Annotated in this window: 21 protein-coding genes; 15 read left to right on the plus strand and 6 right to left on the minus strand. The window is 39.3% G+C overall.

The genetic code is table 11. The annotated features are described in order from the left end of the window. Positions 1-6 precede the first annotated feature (6 nt). The 3 genes from PL9214_RS33150 to PL9214_RS28685 are packed head-to-tail and all read right to left on the minus strand — an operon-like array spanning position 7 to position 911. Positions 7-105, minus strand: coding sequence for a PIN domain-containing protein (locus tag PL9214_RS33150; protein WP_222425312.1), 99 nt, complete (start codon positions 103-105; stop codon positions 7-9). A gap of 8 nt (positions 106-113) precedes the next feature. After that, positions 114-503 (minus strand): PIN domain-containing protein, encoded by a 390-nt coding sequence (locus PL9214_RS28680; RefSeq protein WP_222425311.1) that lies wholly within the window; start codon positions 501-503, stop codon positions 114-116. Positions 504-536: 33 nt separating this feature from the next. After that, complete coding sequence (locus tag PL9214_RS28685; RefSeq protein ID WP_072722711.1) at positions 537-911, minus strand: hypothetical protein; 375 nt, start codon at positions 909-911, stop codon at positions 537-539. A 74-nt stretch (positions 912-985) separates the two neighbouring features. Here PL9214_RS28685 and PL9214_RS28690 point away from each other — a divergent pair, with 74 nt between their 5' ends. The 3 genes from PL9214_RS28690 (at position 986) to PL9214_RS28700 (ending at position 2,472) form a co-directional block, all read left to right on the plus strand. After that, positions 986-1,252, plus strand: a complete 267-nt coding sequence (locus PL9214_RS28690; protein ID WP_072722712.1) for a DUF433 domain-containing protein — start codon at positions 986-988, stop codon at positions 1,250-1,252. Positions 1,253-1,352: 100 nt separating this feature from the next. Further along, on the plus strand, positions 1,353-1,823 hold the full coding sequence (locus tag PL9214_RS28695) for a DUF29 domain-containing protein (RefSeq protein ID WP_072722713.1): 471 nt from the start codon (positions 1,353-1,355) through the stop codon (positions 1,821-1,823). A 265-nt stretch (positions 1,824-2,088) separates the two neighbouring features. Continuing rightward, positions 2,089-2,472 carry an HPF/RaiA family ribosome-associated protein gene (locus PL9214_RS28700; protein ID WP_072722714.1) on the plus strand — a complete coding sequence of 128 codons (384 nt, stop codon included), beginning with the start codon at positions 2,089-2,091 and terminating at the stop codon, positions 2,470-2,472. A 122-nt stretch (positions 2,473-2,594) separates the two neighbouring features. On the opposite strand, the gene PL9214_RS28705 is transcribed toward PL9214_RS28700, so the two are convergent. Continuing rightward, complete coding sequence (locus tag PL9214_RS28705; RefSeq protein ID WP_072722715.1) at positions 2,595-3,671, minus strand: ligand-gated ion channel; 1,077 nt, start codon at positions 3,669-3,671, stop codon at positions 2,595-2,597. A gap of 514 nt (positions 3,672-4,185) precedes the next feature. Between PL9214_RS28705 and rpsP the strand changes: the two genes are divergently transcribed. From rpsP to PL9214_RS28740, 7 genes are all read left to right on the plus strand, one after another. Further along, on the plus strand, positions 4,186-4,473 hold the full coding sequence (rpsP, locus tag PL9214_RS28710; protein WP_072722716.1) for a 30S ribosomal protein S16: 288 nt from the start codon (positions 4,186-4,188) through the stop codon (positions 4,471-4,473). Positions 4,474-4,492: 19 nt separating this feature from the next. Then, the gene (locus tag PL9214_RS28715; protein WP_245824391.1) at positions 4,493-4,870 is read left to right on the plus strand and encodes a KH domain-containing protein; all 378 of its coding nucleotides are present in this window, start codon (positions 4,493-4,495) and stop codon (positions 4,868-4,870) included. Between the two features lie 313 nt (positions 4,871-5,183). Beyond that, positions 5,184-6,143: a PhoH family protein gene (locus PL9214_RS28720; protein WP_072722718.1), complete on the plus strand. Its 960-nt coding sequence runs from the start codon at positions 5,184-5,186 to the stop codon at positions 6,141-6,143. A gap of 100 nt (positions 6,144-6,243) precedes the next feature. Then, the gene (locus tag PL9214_RS28725; protein ID WP_072722719.1) at positions 6,244-6,648 is read left to right on the plus strand and encodes a ChuX/HutX family heme-like substrate-binding protein; all 405 of its coding nucleotides are present in this window, start codon (positions 6,244-6,246) and stop codon (positions 6,646-6,648) included. Between the two features lie 100 nt (positions 6,649-6,748). Continuing rightward, the gene (locus PL9214_RS28730) at positions 6,749-7,561 is read left to right on the plus strand and encodes a DUF6816 family protein (RefSeq protein ID WP_072722720.1); all 813 of its coding nucleotides are present in this window, start codon (positions 6,749-6,751) and stop codon (positions 7,559-7,561) included. Positions 7,562-7,625: 64 nt separating this feature from the next. Continuing rightward, positions 7,626-8,489: a transglutaminase-like domain-containing protein gene (locus PL9214_RS28735; RefSeq protein WP_072722721.1), complete on the plus strand. Its 864-nt coding sequence runs from the start codon at positions 7,626-7,628 to the stop codon at positions 8,487-8,489. A gap of 35 nt (positions 8,490-8,524) precedes the next feature. After that, entirely contained in the window at positions 8,525-8,908 is a 384-nt protein-coding gene (locus PL9214_RS28740) for a Lin0512 family protein (protein WP_072722722.1), read from the plus strand. A gap of 151 nt (positions 8,909-9,059) precedes the next feature. Here the strand turns inward: PL9214_RS28740 and PL9214_RS28745 are convergent, their stop codons facing one another. Continuing rightward, the gene (locus PL9214_RS28745; protein WP_072722723.1) at positions 9,060-9,569 is read right to left on the minus strand and encodes a hypothetical protein; all 510 of its coding nucleotides are present in this window, start codon (positions 9,567-9,569) and stop codon (positions 9,060-9,062) included. 656 nt (positions 9,570-10,225) lie between these two features. On the opposite strand from PL9214_RS28745, the gene PL9214_RS28750 reads away from it, so the two are divergent. The 5 genes from PL9214_RS28750 to PL9214_RS28770 all read left to right on the plus strand — a co-directional run bounded on the left by PL9214_RS28750 (position 10,226) and on the right by PL9214_RS28770 (position 14,371). Then, positions 10,226-10,522 (plus strand): WGxxGxxG family protein, encoded by a 297-nt coding sequence (locus tag PL9214_RS28750; protein ID WP_072722724.1) that lies wholly within the window; start codon positions 10,226-10,228, stop codon positions 10,520-10,522. A 15-nt stretch (positions 10,523-10,537) separates the two neighbouring features. Beyond that, entirely contained in the window at positions 10,538-10,819 is a 282-nt protein-coding gene (locus PL9214_RS28755; RefSeq protein ID WP_083580243.1) for a WGxxGxxG family protein, read from the plus strand. Positions 10,820-10,999: 180 nt separating this feature from the next. Further along, the gene (locus PL9214_RS28760; protein ID WP_072722725.1) at positions 11,000-12,319 is read left to right on the plus strand and encodes a YcjF family protein; all 1,320 of its coding nucleotides are present in this window, start codon (positions 11,000-11,002) and stop codon (positions 12,317-12,319) included. A 10-nt stretch (positions 12,320-12,329) separates the two neighbouring features. After that, positions 12,330-12,761 carry a DUF29 domain-containing protein gene (locus PL9214_RS28765; protein WP_072722726.1) on the plus strand — a complete coding sequence of 144 codons (432 nt, stop codon included), beginning with the start codon at positions 12,330-12,332 and terminating at the stop codon, positions 12,759-12,761. A 137-nt stretch (positions 12,762-12,898) separates the two neighbouring features. After that, positions 12,899-14,371 carry an aldehyde dehydrogenase family protein gene (locus PL9214_RS28770; RefSeq protein WP_072722727.1) on the plus strand — a complete coding sequence of 491 codons (1,473 nt, stop codon included), beginning with the start codon at positions 12,899-12,901 and terminating at the stop codon, positions 14,369-14,371. A gap of 176 nt (positions 14,372-14,547) precedes the next feature. Here the strand turns inward: PL9214_RS28770 and PL9214_RS28775 are convergent, their stop codons facing one another. Next, entirely contained in the window at positions 14,548-14,991 is a 444-nt protein-coding gene (locus PL9214_RS28775; protein WP_072722728.1) for a GUN4 domain-containing protein, read from the minus strand. Positions 14,992-15,034: the final 43 nt, after the last annotated feature.

A 15,034-nucleotide genomic window follows, 5' to 3' on the forward strand; every position in this document is an offset into this window, starting at 1 on the left:
AATCATTTACCCTACTGTAAGTTGAGTAAGTAATGTTTCTGTTGTCCATGTTGGACAACCACAACCTAAAAAATCGCAATCTAGCGTCCAAATTGCTGCATTCAGGGCTAATGCTAAAGCAACCGTTGACCAATCCTGGGGAGGGGATCTTTAGGAATACGATTTCTGGCTTCTGTTTCCAGGTGAATATAAACTGATTCTTCAATAATAGTAATTTTAGTATTAATCACATTTTGTGCAGCTTCTAGTAACTTTTCTCCCAGTTCTTCAGATGCACCTTTTTTATGAATAATAGCATTAATCCGTTTCCTTAATTCATGAGAAGTTTCTGATAAAACAGATTCGGTCACATACAAAATTAAACCAGGATGTTGAATTAACTCCTTTCCTCTTTGTCTTAATAGCTCAGAAACTAAAATATTAGCATCAACAACTAACTGCATCATTTTAAGTAGGTAGTCATAAATAAACGGTAAAACCGAAAAAGTGAATTCCTTACACACAGAGATTTACAGCGTTTGGGATTTTACGCTTAATTACGCCCATTTACTTAAGGGTTGACTTAAATCTAAAGCTTCAGCTAATTCTTCCTTTGTTATGTCTGTTTCCTCTAAAAATTGCTTAACCGCTTGGTCAAATTCATCTAGTGCTTGTAGAGCTTGCTGTTGAGATGGTTTTTTAAGAGTTACGTTAAGTTTTAATGATGTTTCAGTTTCTCGGTGAAAATTTGAAAGAGCTACTGCTTGAAGCAGATTTTCAAGGACAACATCTTCGACCACTTCAGCAACTAAATTAGAAATCATTGCTTGATCTTCTTGAATAAGTTCTCGAATCGCCTGTTTTAGAGCTTCTCGAATCACCTGTTTTAGAGCCCCTTTGAGCTTATTATCATCTAGGATAATGGAAGTCATAGCCAGTTGAGAGGATAAAGTTAGTTTAATTATAAGCGATACTTAAACAATTAATCTAATTTGAGGCTAAAATCATGCCTGAGAATTCATCGATAATTAGTATATCTACTGAAATCATGGGGGGAACTCCAGTATTTCTAGGGACGAGAGTTCCCATACAAACCCTATTTGACTATTTAGAGGCGGGAGAGTCTATTGATGATTTTTTAGAGGGATTTCCAACTGTTAGTAGAGAACAAATTATTGCGCTGTTGGAAGAAGCTAAAAAACAACTGTTCAGCAGAATTGCTATACTAATCTTTGCGGTAATGGTAACTCCATTTTTATTTCAACAAAGATAATAAAATAGGATCAGGGTTAGTTTTATTATAAGCGATCACTTCTCATCCAACAAAAACAGTTAGACTATACAAGACATGAGTGTTGAGAGGTAATTTTTTTATGAATCCTCAGTTATCTCAAAGAGAGTCAAGCGATTTAACCCTTTATGATCAGGATTATTATTTATGGATTGAGAAAACCTTAGAACAATTGCGACAAAACCAATTTCAAGAGATTGATCTTCAAAATTTAATTGCAGAGTTAGACAGTATGGGCAGAAGTGAGAAACGATCTGTTCAAAGTAATTTAACAGTTTTGTTAATGCACTTACTTAAATATAAATATCAACCGAATAAACGATCTCAAAGTTGGAGGAGTACAATTGTTGAGCATCGACGACGTTTATTAATTTTGTTTAAAGATAGCCCCAGTTTAAAGGGATATGGTCAAGAAATATTTGCAGAATGTTATCAAGATGCGCGTCAGGATGCAGCAACGGAAACGCAATTAAAAGTTAGTGTTTTCCCTGATGAATGTCCGTTTAATTTAGAATTAGTTTTGAAGGTTGATTATTTAGCTGATGAAGACTAAGCGATCGCATTTTAACTCAACGGATTTAGAAATAGGACAGATAACAGGATAAAAATGATAAAATATCCTTAACTGTGCTGTATTATATTAATATGACCTTAACGGAATTCCAAACTCAACTTTTGTCTCTGACTCTAAAAGAACAAGAAGAAGAAATAAAGTTGAGAATGATTGGGTAAAGGTAAAGACAATTTCCAACTTCTGATAGAGGAATTAAGGGAAAATAAGTCTTTATATTGAATGGAAATTAATAGGAGAAATATTCATGAAAGTTCCTGTTGAAATTACTTATCGAGATGTGGAAAAGACCGATTATCTGGATGAGCTAATCAACAAAAAAGTGGCTAAGTTAGAGCGATATTGTAATTATATGAGTAGTTGCCGAGTTGTAGTTGAAAAAATCCATGATCGTCCTAAAAGTGGTTCTCCCTATCGAGTTCGTTTAGATATTACTGTACCCCCAGGACATGAGTTAGCTGCTTCTGAGAACCCTCAAGAAGGAGTTCAATATGAATCGTTAAAAGCTGTGATTCGAGATGTGTTTGAAGCCGCACGTCGTCAATTAGTGGAATTAGTTCAACGTCAACGGGATGAAGTCAAAACCCATACGGCTGAGGAAGTTGATTCTTATTCTGTACCCCAAATTTAGGGGATTTTACTAAGAATTGGGTTTTGAATCGCTCATAAAAAAACCGGGTTTCTTTGCAGAATTGAATAATTTAAAGTAAATTAAAAACAACAGAAACCGGGTTTTTCTGAATTTAATCTGATTTACAAGAGTAAGATTAGTGTGACTCCTCCGGCTAAGATAACGATATTTGTAGCCAAGAACAATTGATCAAGCTTTTTGACTCGGAGAATGGATTCAGGATGTTCGCTTTTTGCCCAATCTGCCGTAATAATGGTTTCTAAAATTCCTGCAATAATCAAAACGTAAACTAAAGCATAGATTTTATCTACTAAAACCAAATAGCCTACGTCGGGTAAAGCATCGGAATAGGATTGTTGTAGAAAAACAATCGTTAATAAAGCGGTAACGGGAAGAATAATCCGAGAATCAACATAGATAGGATAGAGTAATAAGGAACCCCAACTGGAGAATAAAACGACAAATAACGGAAGTAATAATTTCCAGGTAAAGAAACTTAAGGGACGGGAAATGTTCATTTCAAACCGCACGGTCGAATAAATCCAGTTATTTTTTCCTTCGTCTAAATCCCCAAAATTAGAGGGATATTGATGGAATAAGGTTTTAATCTCAGAATTTCTAATTTTCCACCCAGGAACTGTTAAATCCGCAGCATAGCCAGATTCTTTTGTATCCGCTATATAGACTAATTCAGTTAAGGGATAAACGGCATTTTCAATCGTGACGCCTAAACGTTGTTCATCCAGGGGATAGCGGGAAAATTCAAACGGTTCTCGAAACCGACTTTCGACCCGCATAATTTGATAGAAACTGCCATCTTTGAGTTTTTTCGGTTCTTCATAGGCGGGTTCGATAATTCTTCCCCAGTCTTCAACACCGTTCATAAATTCTAAATTAGTAACGGGGTCAATTTTGCCTTTCCAACGTAACCATAAATAGAAATCCAAGTAATAGGTATTACTGGACGCATTCAGTTCATAAATATTTTGAGCATAAACTCCAACGGTAACTTTTTGGGCTGTGGCGGGAATTTCAGTGAGCGGTTGATAAATCGGTGAATTTTTTTCAGGGGTTGGAGTGCGAAAACTGTTCCCAAACTGTAAACTTAAAATTAGGATCAAAATACCCAAGGCAGGGATCACAAGTTTACGACTATTTTTTTTCAGGTTAATCCAATCGGATAATCGGGATAAGGACATGGGTAGATGTTGGCTGGTTTAGGCTAAGGGGTGAGTCAGGGTAGGGGGGTCAATCGCCCATCCAGCCATTGTTGGCTAAAGTTTCCCTAAACAAATGACTCGGCTGTTGAAAAATAGCTTACCGAAAATTCTGGGTTTAAAGCCTCTAAGTTCCACTTAGGCTTTTTATTGAGTATTGTGGTAGGATGATGTTGGTATGAAAAGACCCACCCAACTTTGCAGTCGATATACCACTGATAGCGGTGTGAAACCGAGCCTGAAGGAGACCGGGGAAGCAGATGTAAGGCAATGGAAATCCAACCTTGAATGCACTTTAAATCTCAATAAATTTTAGTCGCCGGAGGGCATTCGGAGACTTTAATCGGACGCGGAGATTGTATAAGACCTAAATACTTAGGCATTGATCGATGAAACGTCAACCCCATTCAACGACCCTTGTGGCGTGGCGAAGAATCCACTCGCTTTTAGGCAGTGGAGGATGTCAAAATTCATAGAGGAGTATTTTGAATCAATAATGATCAAACTGCGTTTAAAGAGATTCGGAAAAAAGCGGGAAGCTAGTTACCGCATTGTGGCGATGAATAGCGTTTCTCGCCGAGATGGTCGTCCCCTAGAAGAACTGGGCTTCTACAATCCCAGAACCGATGAAGTCCGATTGGATGTCCCTGGCATTGTCCGCCGCTTACAGCAAGGGGCTCAACCGACTGAGACCGTGCGTAGCATCCTGAGAAAAGCCAATGTTTTTGAACAACTCAAGTCTGGAGTCCAACCCGAAGCCACGACCGCAGAATCCGCAGTCTAATCCCAATTATGACCAACTGGTGCGGTTTTTAATCGAGCCGTTTCTGGATTCCCCAGACACCTTGCGGGTCGATTGTGAGCATTTTGCGAGTCTGCGTAAAACTTGGATTCGGTTGGCGGTGGAAGCCGAAGACAAGGGGCGGGTTTATGGTCGTGGCGGACGCAATATTCAAGCCATTCGGATGGTTTTAATCGCACTAGCCGCAGCGTCCGGTGAAACGATTTATTTGGATATCTATAACGATAGTGAATCCGATGAGTCTCATCGGGAACGGGAACCTAGAGAGTCGTTTAGTCATCGCTCTCCAGGGCGATATGCAGGGGGAGAAGGGCGTACTCGTCCACCCACACGTTCATCCCCTTCTAAGCCTCGTTTGAACCGAAGATATGAAGAATAACGTTACCCAAATCTGTCCTAAGCAGTAAAACCAACGGCTCAGGATAGATTAAAGGTTAGACGAATTTTTTAACGTTGGGCAGAATTGGGGGTAAATTGACCCCAATAGTTTTGCCCAACCTCTTCTCAGTATTTTTTAGAAGGGAATGGGGAATTACGAATTACGAATTACGAATTACGAATAGGGAATAGGATATAAAGAAAAAGAGGGGTGTACGGTTTAGATTTGCTGGATTAGTCTTTGTTAATTTCTGTTAGTTGTGACGGTTATATATTGGCATTGAATCATTGATTGAGAAAAAGTTGATATTATCATGACTGAGCGATTTACCCTTCAGTTACCGAGTATTGAAAGTGCAATGGCGCTTTCGGGCTATCAAGAAGATAATCTAAAAGTTCTATCTCAACAAACAGGTGCTCAACTGGTGATGCGAGGACAGGAATTGCTCGTGAGTGGAACCGCCAGTCAAATTCAATTGTGTGAAAAATTAGTTGAATCGTTAAAAGAATTTTGGAAAGACGGAAAACCAATTACTTCTGTAGATATTCTCACGGCGCGTCATGCCATTAATACCCATCAAGAGGATGCTTTTCAAGAAATCCAGCGTGATGTTTTAGCAAAAACACGGCGAGGACTAGAAATTCGGGCTAAGACCTTTCGCCAACGTCAATATATTCAGGCGATGCGGACTCAAGATTTAGTCTTTTGTATTGGCCCTGCGGGAACGGGGAAAACCTATTTAGCGGCAATTTTAGCGTTACAAGCGTTATTATCTGATCAATATGAACGATTAATTTTAACTCGTCCGGCGGTGGAAGCGGGGGAAAAATTAGGGTTTTTACCTGGAGATTTACAACAAAAAGTTAATCCCTATTTACGACCGTTATATGATGCCCTTTATGAATTAATTGACCCGGAAAAAGCGGCGAATTTAATGGAACGAGGGGTGATTGAAGTGGCTCCCCTGGCTTATATGCGGGGTCGGACGTTAAACAATTCTTTTATTATTTTAGATGAAGCCCAAAATACTACCCCGGCTCAAATGAAAATGGTATTAACTCGTTTAGGATTTCGCTCTCGAATGGTGGTGACGGGAGATATTACCCAAACGGATTTATTACCCAATCAAACATCGGGATTAACAACAGCGTTAAAAATCTTAAAAAATGTGGAAGGAATTGCTTTTTGTGAATTTTCACAAGCGGATGTGGTGCGCCATTCCCTTGTCCAACGCATTGTTGCTGCTTACGAAAAACATGAGAAAATCAACTAAATCAAGGGTTTAACCTCTAGGTTAGAAAAAATCCAGCCAAAGGTTACAGAATTCTAGTAAAATTTAGAATTAAAAAGAATTTATAACTGGATTTTAGACCATGAGTAATCTCAAAGAATTTTTAGAAGCGTGTGAAAATTTAGGAACATTACGGTTAATTGTTACCAGCAGTGCAGCCGTATTAGAAGCCAGGGGAAAAATTGAAAAGCTATTTTATGCAGAATTACCCAAAGGCAAATATGCAAATATGCACACCGAGGGATTTGAATTTCATCTGAATATGGATCATGTTAAACAGGTGAAATTTGAAACGGGAGAAGCCAAACGGGGGAATTTTACAACCTATGCCATTCGCTTTCTGAGTGAACAGCAGGAAGTTGTATTAAGTGCGTTTTTACAATGGGGAAAACCGGGAGAATATGAACCCGGACAAGTGGAAAATTGGGAAGCGTTAAAAGCAAAATATGGAGAAGTTTGGGAACCTATTCCCTTAGAAAGTTTATAGGGGAAAGGGAACAGGGAACAGGGAACAGTAAGTTGTGAAAGGGTTTAATAATTTAGACTGTCCTAACTGTAATGGGTAACACTATACAACTTGAAAAAAAATGAAAAAATTGATTTTAATTGTGGGTTTAATTCTAGGTTTAATTCTAGGGGAAACAGACGCGCAAGCGGGAGAATTAGCCGAGCGTTTATCCGAATTTCCAAACTGGACTCACAAACCGATGGTTAAAGTCGCAGAGGGAGATTTGTTTTATCCTGAGTGGATGGAAGGAGAGTGGGACGTTACCAGTACATTAGTGGATAAAGTGGCTCCTCTAGCTCCGCAAATTAGCACTCCTGGGTTTGAAAAAAATTCAACCTTTATGAATCAACCCATTGAGTTTAAGGTTAGATTTAAAACAGTTCAATTGTTACCTAAGCTACAGATTTTTCCCTTAACTTTATTTTTTACCCAAGAAGGTTCTGAGCAGCACGCCGATGGAAAAATCTATCCTAAGATAGTGAGCGATCGCGCTTTTAATGGGTTTAATATGGGTAGAGCCATCTTAGGAGAAAATGGGATTTTATCCGTTAAGGTTGATCCAACAAATCCCAATCGCCTGATCACTGCTTTACCCGGAAATTTAGAACTCGTTTCAACGGTAACAGGTCGGAGTCGTGAAATTCCCAGTGAGGATCAATTTATTGCCAGCGAAATTAGTCAGCAAGTCTTTGAAAGTTCATCTCAAATTTATTTTAATGAAGTAGAAACAACAACGGCTTACAAGGCAGAATTGGATGCTCCGGTAAAATCAATTGTAGGAGATCAAGTGACGGCGGTTTATTTATCTCCTCAAGATCCGAATTTCTTCACAGCTAGTGGTCATCCTGTGGCGTTATATCGATATAAATTAAAGTTAGTCCAGAAGCAGTGACCCATAAATCGGGTTTTGAGGGGGCGATCAATGGCAACAACGACTGATTAAAAGGGGGGTCATTATGAAATTTAAAGTCGGTTGTGAATTAGATTATCAGGTGAGTGCCAATAGTACGTTTATTTTCAATGTTAATGTTGCTAAAACCCCAAATCAAAACATCCTAGAAGAATATCTCTGTTTAGAACCCGATCTAAATCATGAGGAATATATTGCTCCAGTTTTAGATAATCGTTATATTCGGATTAATGTCCCGTCGGGAAATTTACACTTATCCTATCAAGCTTTTGTTGATGTCATTTATGAGGAAACAAATCCCACAACGATTAATGAAGTTCCGATTGCTCAACTTCCCTTAGAATTATTACAATATATTTATCCAAGTCGCTATTGTCAATCTGACCGATTAATGCGTTTTGCTCAATCAGAATTTGGCGATTTATTGCCCGATTATTCCAGAGTAACGGCAATTTGTAATTGGATTTATGATAACGTCACTTACTTATCGGGGAGCAGTGATCAACATACCTCTGCCTTTGATACGGTAACAGAACGGGCGGGAGTTTGTCGAGATTTTGCCCATTTAGGAATTGCCTTTTGTCGATCTTTAAATATTCCGGCTCGGTTTGCATCGGGTTATGCTTATAAACTGCAACCCCCGGATTTTCATGCTTATTTTGAGGCGTATTTAGGCGATCGCTGGTACTTATTTGATGCCACTCGCCTTGCGCCCCGCAATGGATTAATTAGAATTGGAACGGGACGAGATGCGGCGGATATTGCCTTTGCCACTATTTTTGGAATGGCAGAAATGAACCAAATGAAAGTGGAAGTTGAATGTTTAGAAACTCATTCAGATTCTGACTGTCCCGAATATACTTATCAAGCCATTAGTCATCAAGTTTCTGAGAACAATTCGCCCGTGTAGTAGAATTAATTCAGTAAAAAAAAAGCTTGAGAATTATGGCTAAAAAACGGTTTGTAATTGAAATGGGGATGGGCGTTGATCAACATGGACAGGAACCTACGGTTGCCGCGGCTAGGGCACTTAGAAATGCAATTGCCCATAATGCGTTACCCGGAATTTGGGAAGTGGCGGGATTAAATCATCCCAATGAAATGATTGTAGAAGTGCAAATTGCCGTTCCCTATCCTGAACAAGTCAGAACCGAAGAAGTATTAGCCGTTTTACCTTTTGGACAGAAAAAGATTACCGTTGAAACCGGAGGAATGGTGGTACAAGGACGGGCAATTGAAGAATTTCAAGACAAAAATGATGAAATGTTAATTGCTGTTGCGGCGGTAACAGTTTGGGTCGAAAAGGAAGATGAATCTTCAAGGGATTAGAATGATCTTTTGCTTATCCCGCTCTCTAGTTCCTTGATAAATCAGGGAATGATTGCTTTTAGAGATTAAAAATAGAATTTAATAGCCTTCCAGAGCGAGCATAAGCGATAGATTCAGGGTAGGAAAAGGGTGCAATTAGAGTGTAATTAGTTTAAACCGGATAGTACAAACCATCGCCCCGTCTGTGCCAACCAATACCACTGGGATCTTTTTGTTGACTCCAATAGCTAAAATGTTCTGCACCTTTGGCAAATTCTTTGGCAACACTTCCTGTATTCACTCCTAAGCGACGAGTTAATTCTTCTTCTGTTTTGGGTGTCAACCTCAATAAATTTCTAGGATGATTATTATTAGTAGAATTAGCTCCACGACGAGTCGTTTCAGCCGTGACAGTTTTGTCTAATAACTGCTGCATCAAGGCGATTTGTCCTTTTAAAAGGTCAATATCTCCTTTTAAAAGTTTTACTTGGTCTTGTACAATTTCTTCGACCTCCGTTCGCAGTTCAGAATTGAGTTGAGGCTGTTCCCCATCAAAGAACTGTTTAATCATTTGGACTAACGCTGCACTTTCCGTTAAGTTGTGCCGTTTCATGTACTGACGCAGTTTTTTATGATAGTCCGGGGGAACGTAAGTAACGGCTCTGATATTCTTTGTTACCATGAGTATGTTAAATTATGCTACCTCAACACTAACACGACTTGCAAACAAGTAAGCTACTATTAGCATACTATTCAGCTTAAACTCAGTTGATGTATCATTGAGAATCAACAATGGTGATCTCTCAATTTTGCCAATATCAACCGAGATTCAAGGTTCTTGATTTAGCCATATTAGCTTAAATTTTGGCATTTGCACCGTCGCTCATCGATTTAGGGCTTGAAGGTTGCTTGATGAAGCTGACCTCTAACTCTCAGGCTTTTATAATCTGACAAAAACTGGTTTAAGAAAGAATTTCTTATTAGGTAGAAATATTTTATATTCCATCCTTAAATATTTGCTATCAATAATTGATCGGATACCTAATAACTTTTTCCTATCCCCTCTATTACCTATTCCCTATTTTCTTTTCCCCCTGTTCCCTGTTCCCTGTTTCCTGTTCTCTGTTCCCTGTTCCCTGTTCCCTGTTCCCTGTTCCCTGTTCCCTAGCTATCTCTTTAGTGTTAACTGTACTTGACTTTATGTTATGGCTAAAGAGGGAGGAAATAGGCAGACAAATCCCCTACATTTAAAACATCGCTTACATTGTTGAAGCACGATTTTAATTCTAAATCGTTGATTCACATCTTAACCGAGCGAATATCCAAGGAGATTAATTCATGAAACTGAATTCTTTACCCAAATTAGTTAGTGCTACTGCCTTAGCTTTAAGTTTAGCAGTTCTGCCATCTACACTGTCTGCTTCTGCTCAAACCACACCCACAGATACAGGCACAACAGGCACAACAGGCACAGATAACACCAATACAACCTACAGCCAAACAGCAGGAGATCGAGATTTTGATTGGGGTTGGTTAGGTTTGCTCGGTTTAATTGGTTTAGCTGGTTTAGCTCGTAAAAATGAAGATCCAGCCCCCCGTTATCGCACCACAGATGAAGCCGCAAACCGCTACTAAAATAGAGGATTACTCATGAGAATTAAACCGTCTGTGCAACAGCTTTTGGGTACAGGAATGATTGCTTTAAGTTTAGCTGTATTTCCTGCATCCTTACCCGCTCACGCTCAAACTAATCCTAATAGTCCCACCGTTGATACGACTCCATTTCAAGAAACAAGAGATGATAATAATAACTGGGGTTGGTTAGGACTTCTGGGGTTAATTGGTTTAGCAAACTTATTTCGTCAACCCAAAACCCATCACGAAACCTATCGTGATCCCAACGTTACCACTCGTCCCGGCTATCGAGAATAAAATCATCAAATATTGGTTAAATAAGAGATTGTAGGGTTAAAAAGCTGGGGTAGGTGATACCTACCCTGATTTTATTTTAGGGGTCTGAATTCAGGGGGAAACAAGGGAGGATAACCGAAACCGAGGAATAGGATTTTAACCTTAAACTAGAATCAAAGTAGAGAATATCAAACCTGACTTATGACTGAAACCCCGGATTCTCAAATCTCCTCCCCGGTGTCTGAAACGCCCCATCAATCAACCTCTGTTAATTCCTCTTGGATGGATGGAATTGCAACTGGTTGGAGTTGGACAACCCAACAACTTAAAGGACTTTTCCCGACTGACCAAATAGCTCAAACCGTTGTGCAATGGTTTAGTGTTAATGAAACTCAAATTGCTGAGATTTTAGAAAAGGTTCGCGCCGAACTTCCTACTACAGAAGCGTTATTAATTGGCAAACCGCAAGCGGGAAAAAGCTCAATTGTTCGAGGATTAACGGGGGTTTCAGCCGAAATTGTGGGTCAAGGTTTTCGTCCCCATACTCAACACACCGAACGCTATGCCTACCCCTCTAATGACTTACCCTTACTGATTTTTAAAGATACCGTTGGTTTAGGAGATATTAATCAAAATACTGAGCTAATTATTCAAGAATTAATTGGGGATTTACAACAAGAAAGCCAAGGAGCAAGGGTTTTAATTCTAACGGTTAAAATCAACGATTTTGCAACGGATACATTACGAACAATTGCTCAAAGCTTACGGAAAAAATATCCTAATATTCCTTGTTTATTGGTCGTTACTTGTCTCCATGAACTTTATCCTTCCCAAATTGATAACCATCCGATTTATCCTCCTGATTTTGAAGATATTAATCGAGCCTTTGCAGAATTAAAATTAGCCTTTAAAGGGTTATATGATCAGGCTGTTTTAATTGATTTTACCTTAGAAGAAGATGGCTATACCCCTGTATATTATGGCTTAGAAGCTTTGCGGGATACCTTAGCCGATTTGCTTCCTGAAGCCGAAGCAAGAACCATTCATCAATTATTAAATGGAGAAGTTAACAATCAACTGGGAAATATCTATCGAGATGTGGGAAGACGGTATATTTTAGCCTTTAGTATTATGGCTGCGACCGTTGCAGCTGTTCCGATTCCCTTTGCTACGATGCCTGTCTTAACCACCCTGCAAGTTTCTCTGGTGGTATTATTAGGAAATCTTTATGGAAAAACTTTAAATCTATCTCAAGCAGGGGGCTTAGTCAGTGCGATCGCGGGAGGATTTTTAGCCCAAATGATCGGTCGAGAATTAATTAAATTTATTCCCGGTTTTGGCAGTGTAATTGCTGCGTCTTGGGCTGCTGCTTATACTTGGGCATTAGGGGAAGGAGCTTGTGTTTATTTTGGGGATTTAATGGGAGGAAAAAAACCAGATCCGCAAAAAATTCAAGTTGTTATGGAAGAAGCATTCAAAACAGCAAAAGAACGGTTTAAAGGAATTAATGAATCCAAATAGAGGATAAACGATGACTCATTTATATGAAAGCGATTTTCAGGGTTGGATAGAAGATCAAGTAAATCTTCTGAAAACTCAACAATGGCAACAGTTAGATACACTGAATTTAATTGAAGAAATCGAAGCCTTGGGACGAAAAGAACGACAAGAACTGAGAAATCGATTAGGCATTCTCTTAGGACATTTGTTAAAATGGCAATTTCAACTAGATAAACGAACGAATAGTGGGTTGGGAACCATTCGAGAACAACGCATTCAAATTAAATTTTTATTACAAGATAGTCCGAGTTTAAAGCCTTATTTGAATCAAATTTTACCTGATGCTTATGAATTAGGATTGGCTTTAGCCATTAGAGAAACAAAACTCGGTGAACAAATCTTTCCTGAAGTCTGTCCCTATACCTTAGAACAAACCTTAGATCCTCAATTTTTACCCATTTAATCTGCTTATATCCGCATAAATACTGACCTTTTATTGATTAAACATCATGAAATTTGTATTAAGATTTGCCAAGAAGGGGTTTCAATTAACGAAAATTATATGAGATCAAAACTTCAATTTTAATAAAGGAATAAATCATGGTGACATCGATCAGACCCGATCAAAAAGTGAAAATTGGGCCAACTCAATTACTGATCAATAATGAATGGGTGAATAGCGTTTCGGGTCGTTGCTTTCAGACCATTAACCCCACGACAGGAGAGATTATCTGTGATGTAGCTGAGGCTGACGCTGCTGATGTTGATCAAGCTGTTAAAGCGGCACGAACGGCATTTACTCGTGGCAATTGGCCACAAATGTCAGCGACGAAACGGGGCGAACTGCTGTACAAATTAGCAGATTTAATTGAACAAAATATTGTAGAATTAGCACAGTTAGAATCCTTGGATAATGGTAAACCTGTGACGGATTCACTGAATATTGATTTGCCCTTGGTGATTGCTTGCTATCGTTATTATGCTGGGTGGGCTGATAAAATTCAAGGCAAAACCATTCCGATTAACGGTTCTTATTTCTGTTATACCCGCCATGAACCCATCGGTGTAGTCGGTCAGATTATCCCCTGGAATTTCCCTCTGTTAATGCAGGCTTGGAAGTTAGCGCCAGCCTTAGCAACCGGGAATACCGTTGTACTTAAAACCGCCGAACAAACTCCTTTATCAGCGTTAAGGATCGGTTCCCTTATCGTTGAAGCGGGTTTTCCTCCCGGTGTCGTTAACATTTTATCGGGCTACGGGCCAACAGCCGGGGCAGCAATTTCTCACCATAATGACATTGATAAGGTGGCTTTTACGGGATCAACGGAAGTCGGACATTTAATTATGGAAGCTGCCGCCAAAAGCAATCTCAAGCGTGTCACATTGGAATTAGGCGGTAAGAGTCCTAATATTATTTTTGCCGATGCCAATATGGATGCGGCCATCGAAGGAACTCACTTTGGTCTATTCTTTAACCAAGGACAATGCTGCTGTGCGGGGTCGCGGGTGTTCGTGGAAGAAAAATGCTATGACGAGTTTGTCGCCAAAACCGTTGAACGTGCTAAACAACGAGTCGTCGGCGATCCTTTTGACCCTAAAACTCAGCAAGGGCCGCAGGTGGATCAAGAGCAATTTAATAAGGTGATGGGCTACATTGAATCGGGTGTACGCGAAAATGCCCAGATGTTATGCGGGGGTCATCGTGTGGGCGATCGCGGTTTCTTTATCGAGCCTACTATTTTCGCAAATGTTCGGGATGAGATGAAGATTGCTCAAGAAGAAATCTTTGGGCCGGTGATGAGTATTATCAAGTTTAAAGATATCAACGAAGTGATTGAACGAGCTAATAATACCATCTATGGTCTGGCTGCGGCGGTTTGGACGCAAGATATTACTAAAGCTCATACCATTGCTAACAGTCTCCGGGCGGGTACAGTTTGGGTCAATTGTTATGATGTTTTCGATGCGGCGGCACCCTTTGGCGGATTCAAACAATCGGGAATTGGGCGCGAATTAGGCGAATACGGTTTGCAACAATACACCGAAATTAAGACGGTGACAATCAAGCTTTAATCAAGAAACCGGGTTTTTCAACAAAACTCAATTTGTGAAGTCAAGCTAACTGCAAAAACCCGGTTTCTATAGGTTAGGGATACAGAGAATGTACATTTTCATTTTTAAACACCAAACTATTCCCCTCATCTATTTTAAACTTTATTTGTTACAAAACTTAAGCAAGCTCAAATATCCTACTGACTCAGAGCAGTAGAATTTATATTTTCTTCTATTTTACAACTATTAGACCGAGAATTAATAGCAGGAATCAAGTTTTGTTGACCATTTTGCCAACTCATAATTTTATTTCTAAAATGAATTGTTCCATGAGTATAACCATGCCAAATTTTTTCCAGTTCTCTTAAATCTTCACAAGGAAATTTAGCAATATCCTGTTGATTTAACTCAATGGGATCAGAATATTTCGTATCTTTTCCTAAAGCTAATAACATCATTCTATAGGTTTGACGTTCAGCTTTAGTAAATTGTTTTGCTGCTAATAAGTTAGCTAATCTTTGATAGTCTGGTTTCACCCTGATTTTTTCAGATATTGTTGCTGTTCTTGCCATTCCAATCACCAAAGATGTAATCGATGCCATCACACCCAATGCAACAATTATCTTTTCTCGATTACCCATTTTTCCTTCACATTAGCTCTTTGTTGGGCTTTCACCCTAATCC

The organism is Planktothrix tepida PCC 9214 (assembly GCF_900009145.1).
Taxonomy (GTDB): domain Bacteria; phylum Cyanobacteriota; class Cyanobacteriia; order Cyanobacteriales; family Microcoleaceae; genus Planktothrix; species Planktothrix tepida.